The sequence below is a fragment of the Leuconostoc sp. UCMA20149 genome (assembly GCF_030400235.1).
Lineage (GTDB): Bacteria > Bacillota > Bacilli > Lactobacillales > Lactobacillaceae > Leuconostoc > Leuconostoc pseudomesenteroides.
Genome location: NZ_VJYC01000010.1, coordinates 60,952 through 67,809, shown reverse-complemented (window position 1 = coordinate 67,809; position 6,858 = coordinate 60,952). Strand labels below are relative to the sequence as shown.

Annotated in this window: 5 protein-coding genes and 3 tRNA genes; 1 reads left to right on the top strand and 7 read right to left on the bottom strand. The window is 40.4% G+C overall.

Translation table 11 applies throughout. The annotated features are described in order from the left end of the window. A partial coding sequence (locus FF105_RS08385) for an IS3 family transposase (protein WP_290046486.1) occupies positions 1-125 on the top strand: 125 nt, incomplete at its 5' end. 159 nt (positions 126-284) lie between these two features. Here the strand turns inward: FF105_RS08385 and FF105_RS08380 are convergent. From FF105_RS08380 to ftsH, 7 genes are all read right to left on the bottom strand, one after another. After that, entirely contained in the window at positions 285-1,133 is an 849-nt protein-coding gene (locus FF105_RS08380; protein ID WP_147651253.1) for a MetQ/NlpA family ABC transporter substrate-binding protein, read from the bottom strand. Between the two features lie 655 nt (positions 1,134-1,788). Next, positions 1,789-1,861, bottom strand: a tRNA-Thr gene (locus tag FF105_RS08375). A 4-nt stretch (positions 1,862-1,865) separates the two neighbouring features. Continuing rightward, positions 1,866-1,938, bottom strand: a tRNA-Asn gene (locus FF105_RS08370). A 136-nt stretch (positions 1,939-2,074) separates the two neighbouring features. Next, positions 2,075-2,147, bottom strand: a tRNA-Asn gene (locus tag FF105_RS08365). Positions 2,148-2,230: 83 nt separating this feature from the next. Next, entirely contained in the window at positions 2,231-3,718 is a 1,488-nt protein-coding gene (gene lysS, locus FF105_RS08360) for a lysine--tRNA ligase (RefSeq protein ID WP_010291328.1), read from the bottom strand. 87 nt (positions 3,719-3,805) lie between these two features. Next, the gene (gene hslO, locus FF105_RS08355) at positions 3,806-4,699 is read right to left on the bottom strand and encodes an Hsp33 family molecular chaperone HslO (RefSeq protein ID WP_010291327.1); all 894 of its coding nucleotides are present in this window, start codon (positions 4,697-4,699) and stop codon (positions 3,806-3,808) included. 59 nt (positions 4,700-4,758) lie between these two features. Further along, complete coding sequence (gene ftsH, locus FF105_RS08350) at positions 4,759-6,855, bottom strand: ATP-dependent zinc metalloprotease FtsH (protein ID WP_010291325.1); 2,097 nt, start codon at positions 6,853-6,855, stop codon at positions 4,759-4,761. Positions 6,856-6,858: the final 3 nt, after the last annotated feature.

Sequence of the window (6,858 nt, the reverse complement as noted above, 5' to 3'; positions counted from 1 at the left end):
TTCATGATTTCAAAGTGGTCGTTGATGACTTTATCAATTATTACAACAATCACCGTATCAAACAAAAACTCAATGGTCTGTCGCCGGTTCAATATCGACAACTCACCACTGAGTCCGCTAGTTAATTAATTCTATTTTGTCCAACTATTGGGGTCCACTTCAAGTGTTATGGCTATTTTTTATTCAACGTGTACTCTAGCGATGTGTAAGTGGGAAATTTCTAACCACTTATCAAGTCATTTTTTTGATAAATCATTCGCATAAGCATAGCAATAAAAAATCAATCACTGTACCTTTGGTGCGCCCTTCCAAACCGCAATTTCTCCGGTGCCACTTTTGTTATCAATATAATCGGCCACATTATCAGATTGGTAAGCTTTGACAAATTTTTTAATCGCAACGCTATTTTTCTTATTTTTTGTTGTTGCAATAATATTAATTCCCCCGTGGGTATTTTTATCTACTGGCTGCACATATATGGCTGACTTGATCGATCGACCAGATCCGACGATAAAGCTAGGATCAATGGCGGCGACATCTACCTCTGGTAAAGTTCTAACCAATTGGTCAGTTGCTAATTCTTTAAATTTCAAATTCTTTTTATTCTCAACGATATCTTTTACCGTTGGATCTTTTACATTACTGGCTATTTTAATCAATCCCGCAGATTGTAATACCAATAAAGATCTACCTTGGGTAACCTTACTATTTGAAATGCCAACCGTTCCATTTTCTGGAATATCTTTAATTGATTTGTGCTTGTCGGAATATAGGCGACCAGCCACTAAAATTGTTTCCCCGACAGGCACAATATTAGACTTATGGCTCTTATTCCAATCATTCAAAAAGATGTAATGCTGAAACGCATTTGCATCAATATCGCCTGATGATAATGCAGCGTTAGGTTGTGTATAATCCGTGAACGTTTTTATTTTTAAGGTCAGTCCTTCTTTTTTGGCATTATTTTTTATAATTTTCCATTGCTTGTCTGTGCGTTTATCACCTGCCATGATGCCAACTGTCAGTGTCTCTTTATCTTTACTTTGGGTCTGTGGGCCAAAGCTAGCGTAGGCAATACCAGCGATAGCGACGACAGCCACACCACCAACAAGCCATTTAGTTGTTTTACTCATGATACGTATTTCTCCCTGTTTTCTCTAAATGATAATACTTGATTTTTAGAATGGCGATGAATAGGCAAGTTTTTTTCAATCAAAAAAGCCGCTTCTGTACTTTAAAATACAGAAGCGGCTTATCATAAGCGCGATACCATTCTGAGTTTGGACTATTTATTACCAAATAGTTGCTCACTAACCATCGGGCATCGGGAAATGATCCTAGCCGAATGGTGTGCCCGTTAACGGGGGCCAAATCGTTGCAAACTAAACGGTAAACCGATTCGTCTGCACCAATCACAGGTCATTTTCACAATCGCACGCACGCTAACTTACATCACCCGTTAGCTTTCTTGGCTTTGATAAACTGTTACTTTCCTGTTCAATTCGTTTCATTCTAAAAATCGTTATAGATAATATTACATCCCATTCAAACTAATGTCAACCAACAACTTAAATGACCACTGTTTTTCATTACAAATAAATATCGTAGTAAAAAATGGTAGATCAATTTTGCAGTTAATATTCAGAAAAAAGCAATGTCATGAACAATCACATACCAACATTTCTTAACGGTGTTTTCGTTGTTGATTTAGATAAATATAAAAAATGCTCAACTTCTCTGTTTGGAAGAAGTTAAGCATTTATATGATTATAAATTGATAAGTAGATATGCCGACGAGAGGATTCGAACCTCCGACCCCAGGTTTACGATACCCGTGCTCTACCAACTGAGCTACGTCGGCATGACTCCGACTGCCGGGCTCGAACCGGCGACAACCTGATTAACAGTCAGGTGCTCTACCAACTGAGCTAAGTCGGAATGACATTTGTTGCTTAACACAACTATTTTATTATGCCATGAACAACCCGTCATGTCAACCATTTATTAGTTGAATCATGTCAACCATTTATTAGTTGAAAAAAGAAGCAAACCAACTGGTTTGCTTCTCATAAAACTCCGACTGCCGGGCTCGAACCGGCGACAACCTGATTAACAGTCAGGTGCTCTACCAACTGAGCTAAGTCGGAATAACATTGCTGACACAACTTAATAATTATAACTAATTGTGCAGCAATTTGTCAATAGTTTTCTAATAAATCGAATGATTCATTTATTCTGGACGCATCGTTGGGAACAAAACCACATCACGAATTGTGTCAGAATCAGTCAGTAACATAATCAAACGGTCAATACCAACACCTAATCCACCCGTTGGTGGCATACCGTATTCCAAAGCCTCAATAAAGTCTTCATCAATACCCTCAGCCTCATCATTACCATTTTCACGTTCGGCAGCCTGTGCTTCAAAGCGTGCCCGCTGGTCGATAGGATCATTTAATTCAGTGAAGGCATTGGCATATTCACCACCCATGATAAACAACTCAAAACGATCCGTGAAACGTGAATCGTCAGCGTTACGTTTTGCTAAAGGTGAGACTTCAACAGGATGACCATAGACAAATGTAGGTTGAACCAAAGTATCTTCAACAAATTCCTCAAAGAATGCATTGATGATGTGACCAACTGCCCAATACTTTTCGTATTTGACATGATGCTCATCTGCTAACTTTTGAGCCGCTTCAACTGACATATCTTGCCAAAAATCAACACCAGTGCGATCCTTAATCAAGTCAATCATGTGTGCACGTGCAAAATTCTTTGATAGATCAATTTCAGTGCCTTGATAAGTAATTTTTAGGTCATCAGAAACAACGCCTGCCGCTGCCTTAAAAATACCTTCGGTTTCGTTCATGACATCAGTGAAGTCCCAATAAGACGCATACGATTCCATCGTCGTAAATTCAGGATTATGCTTGGGATCCATCCCTTCATTTCGGAAAATACGTCCGATTTCATAAACACGTTCCATGCCACCAACAACCAAGCGCTTCAAATAAAGTTCTGTGGCAATACGCATATACATATCAATGTTCAAAGCATTGTGATGTGTGATGAATGGACGAGCGGCAGCGCCACCAGCTTCTGTTTGTAGAATGGGTGTCTCCACTTCTAAGAACTCATTTTTGTCCATGTAAGCGCGAATGGCTGATATAATGTGTGACCGTTGTTGGAACTTTTTGAATGATTCCTCATTAGCAATCAAATCCAAATAACGCTTACGGTAGCGTGTTTCGACATCTGAAATACCATGGAACTTATCAGGCATTGGACGAAGTGCTTTTGACAAGTGTGTCAAATGCGTTGCCAAAACTGTTAATTCGCCGGCTTCCGTCTTCATCATGATACCCTTAATACCAAGAAAATCACCCAAGTCAGCGCGCTTAATAATTGGGTAATTTTCGCCTAAGTCATCACGCTTAGCATAAACTTGGATTTTGCCTGACACGTCGCGAAAGTCCGCAAAAATAACTTTACCGGCACCACGCTTAGCCACCATACGGCCAGCAATCGTCACCTCATGTTGTCCTGCTTCAAGTTCTTCTAAAGTACTATTATCGTACAAATCATGTAATTCTTGCGCTTTAGCTGAGCGTTCGAATCGTTTGCCAAATGGATCTAAATGTAAATCATCAACAAGAGTCGCTAACTTCTGACGACGGGCTAACATTTGATCATTAAGGGCTTTTTCTTCAGCCATTCGTATAAAATCCTTCCCTGATGAGCGCTTTTTGAACGCACTCCCACTAATTAAATATCATACCAAAAAAACAGCATAATCTCAAAATTATGCGTTGTTTTCTTCAATTTGTTTCAAAATTTCTCGCAATTCTGTTGCTGTGAAAAAGTAACGTTTGCCTGAAAACTTACCCACAACTTCTGCACCATCATCTTCATCAATCATGGCTTTTATTTCTTCTGCCGGTAACGTCGCTAACATCTTAGCATAAGCAGATTTTGGTGGTTCGGCTGCTAAACCGACACCGGCTGTTTGCAAAATATTAACTTCACCTTTTCCAAATATTTCTTCTAAGATGTCTAGCGGTGTGTACCCATCTGACAGCATATCAGATAGCGGTCGCATGTTAGCCAGTGCTTTCTCAAGTTGATCAATTGATGCATCGCTGGCGCCTGGTAATGCTTGTACTAAGAATCCACCTGCCACACCAACTGTATCATCTTCGTTCATATAAACCGAAACACCAATTGCCGATGGAATTTGTTCAGACTGTGCCAAATAGTAAGTAAAATCATCACCAATTTCACCGCTCACCAATTGACTTTGTCCAATATAGGGATTGGCGTATGGTGCAAATTTGGTTACTTGCAAAACCCCATTGTGCCCGACTGCTTGCGCAACATCCAATTGTCCGGCATCATTCAATATCACATCTAGTTGCGGATTGGTCACATACCCGCGTACACTGCCTTTAGCGTCTGCTTCTACCACAACGTTGCCAATTGGTCCACGGCCATTGAGCTGAATTGAGAGACGTTCTTCCCCTTTTAAAACAGCCTGTGCCATTAACGTTGATGCTAATAAACCACGACCCAAAACAACCGAAGCGATACGCGATGTATCATGAGTTTGTGCTGCTTCTCGAACTAAATTTGTCCCATTCACAGCAAATGCACGAAAGTCATTATTTTTTGTAATTGCCTTAATAAACTGATCAGCCATTTAATTATTTTCCTTAACTTCAAATAAAAAAGTCGACCTGACGGTCAACTTCTATTTTACTAATTTTTATCATGATTGTCATCAGTTGGTGCATCATCAGGTGCTTCAACAACTTCTGAATCGGAAGTTGTATCATCATCTTTTGACTCACTATCTGGATGTTCATATTTTTCTTCAGCTTGAGAATCTTTTGCATCGGCTGCTGCCTTAGCTTCTTCAAACGACTTGGCAGTTGCCAATTGATCATCATCTTGGACATCTTTACGTGTAAATTCACCCGTTTCATAAATGTCTTTAATTTGTCTTTCGTCCAACGTTTCAACTTCAAGCAAAGCTTCAGCAATAGCTGTCAACTTATCTTTGTGCTCTTGCAAAATCGTTAACGCATCGTTGAAAGCCTCTTGTGCCAAACGACGAACTTCTTCATCAATCAGACGTGCAGTTTCTTCAGAATATGCGCGATTGCCACCTTGATCAGCATAACCAACACTGGCATTACCTTCAAGTTGTACCATACCTAACTTATCTGACATACCAAAAGCAGTTACCATTTGACGTGCCAATCCTGTTGCTTGCTGGAAATCGTTGGAAGCACCAGAACTTGCTTCATTAAACATGAAGATTTCGGCGGCACGACCACCCATCAAACCAGCTAATTGTTCCTTAGCTTCAGAATACTTCAAGTTGTAACGATCGTTTTTGGGCGTCATTAGGGCATAACCACCAATGCGACCACGTGGGACGATTGTTACCTTACGAACAACTGAAGCTTCTGAACGGACCAACCCAACCAACGCATGCCCCGCTTCGTGATAAGCGGTTGTACGTCGTTCTGATTCTGACATACCACGATTTGTTTTCGCAGGACCTTGGAAAATACGATCTTCCGCTTCATCAATATCAGCAGCATCAACCTTTTTCTTATTGCGACGAGCTGCTAACAACGCTGCTTCGTTCAACAAGTTTTCTAAGTCGGCACCGACATATCCTGGTGTCTGTTGCGCAATTGCTTTCAAATCAACGTTGTCAGCTAATGGCTTATTTTTGGCGTGAACATTCAAAATTGCTTCACGTCCTTTAACATCTGGTGCACCAACCAAAATCTTACGATCAAATCGACCAGAACGAAGCAAAGCCGGATCCAATACATCTGAACGGTTGGTAGAAGCCAAAATAATTACACCCTCTGAACCTTCAAAACCATCCATTTCAATCAAAATTTGGTTCAGAGTTTGTTCACGTTCATCGTTACCGCCACCCATTCCGGTACCACGGCGACGACCAACAGCATCAATTTCATCAATGAAAATAATTGCTGGGGCAGACTTCTTAGCGTTTTCAAACAAGTCACGAACACGTGAAGCACCAACACCAACAAACATTTCCACGAAGTCCGAACCAGACATTGAGAAGAATGGTACACTGGCTTCACCAGCGACAGCCTTTGCCAGTAATGTCTTACCAGTTCCCGGAGGTCCTTCCAAAAGAACCCCCTTTGGTATACGAGCCCCTAAACTCACAAATTTCTTTGGTGATTTTAAGAATTCAACAACTTCAACCAGTTCTTGTTTTTCTTCTTCTGCACCAGCGACATCGGCGAACCGAACTTTATTGTCTTTGGGATCTGATGGCTTAGCCTTTGACTTGCCAAAGCTCATCATACCGCCTTGACCGCCTTTACCACCACCAGCTTGATTCATCATGACATAGAAGACAGCCACGATTAGCAACACTGGAATGAGTGATACCAACAAGTTTAGCCAAAAACCAGAATTTTCAGCCTGTTTTGTAACTAATTCAGTCTTCGTCTTGCTTGCAGCTTGCGTAACTTCCTTCAATGAGGCATCGTTAGGTAGCAAAGTTGACGTGAATTTTGTCACCTTTTGAGTTGGCTGTAAGAAACTAATACCGCTATCTTTAGAAGCAGTTTGTGCTTTTTTATAAGTACCAGTAATATTATAAATACTGTTACCAGGTTGCACTGTAATTGACTTGATTTCTTTGTCATTCAGCGCCTTAATAAATTCACTTGATGTTAAGGTTTTAGTCGTTGACTTATCGTTACCGAACAAGCCATAAAACATGCCAACAACAACAAGAAAGATAAAGACGTAGAAAATACTATTTCGAAAGAAACCGCCTTTGTTATTTTTCATCGT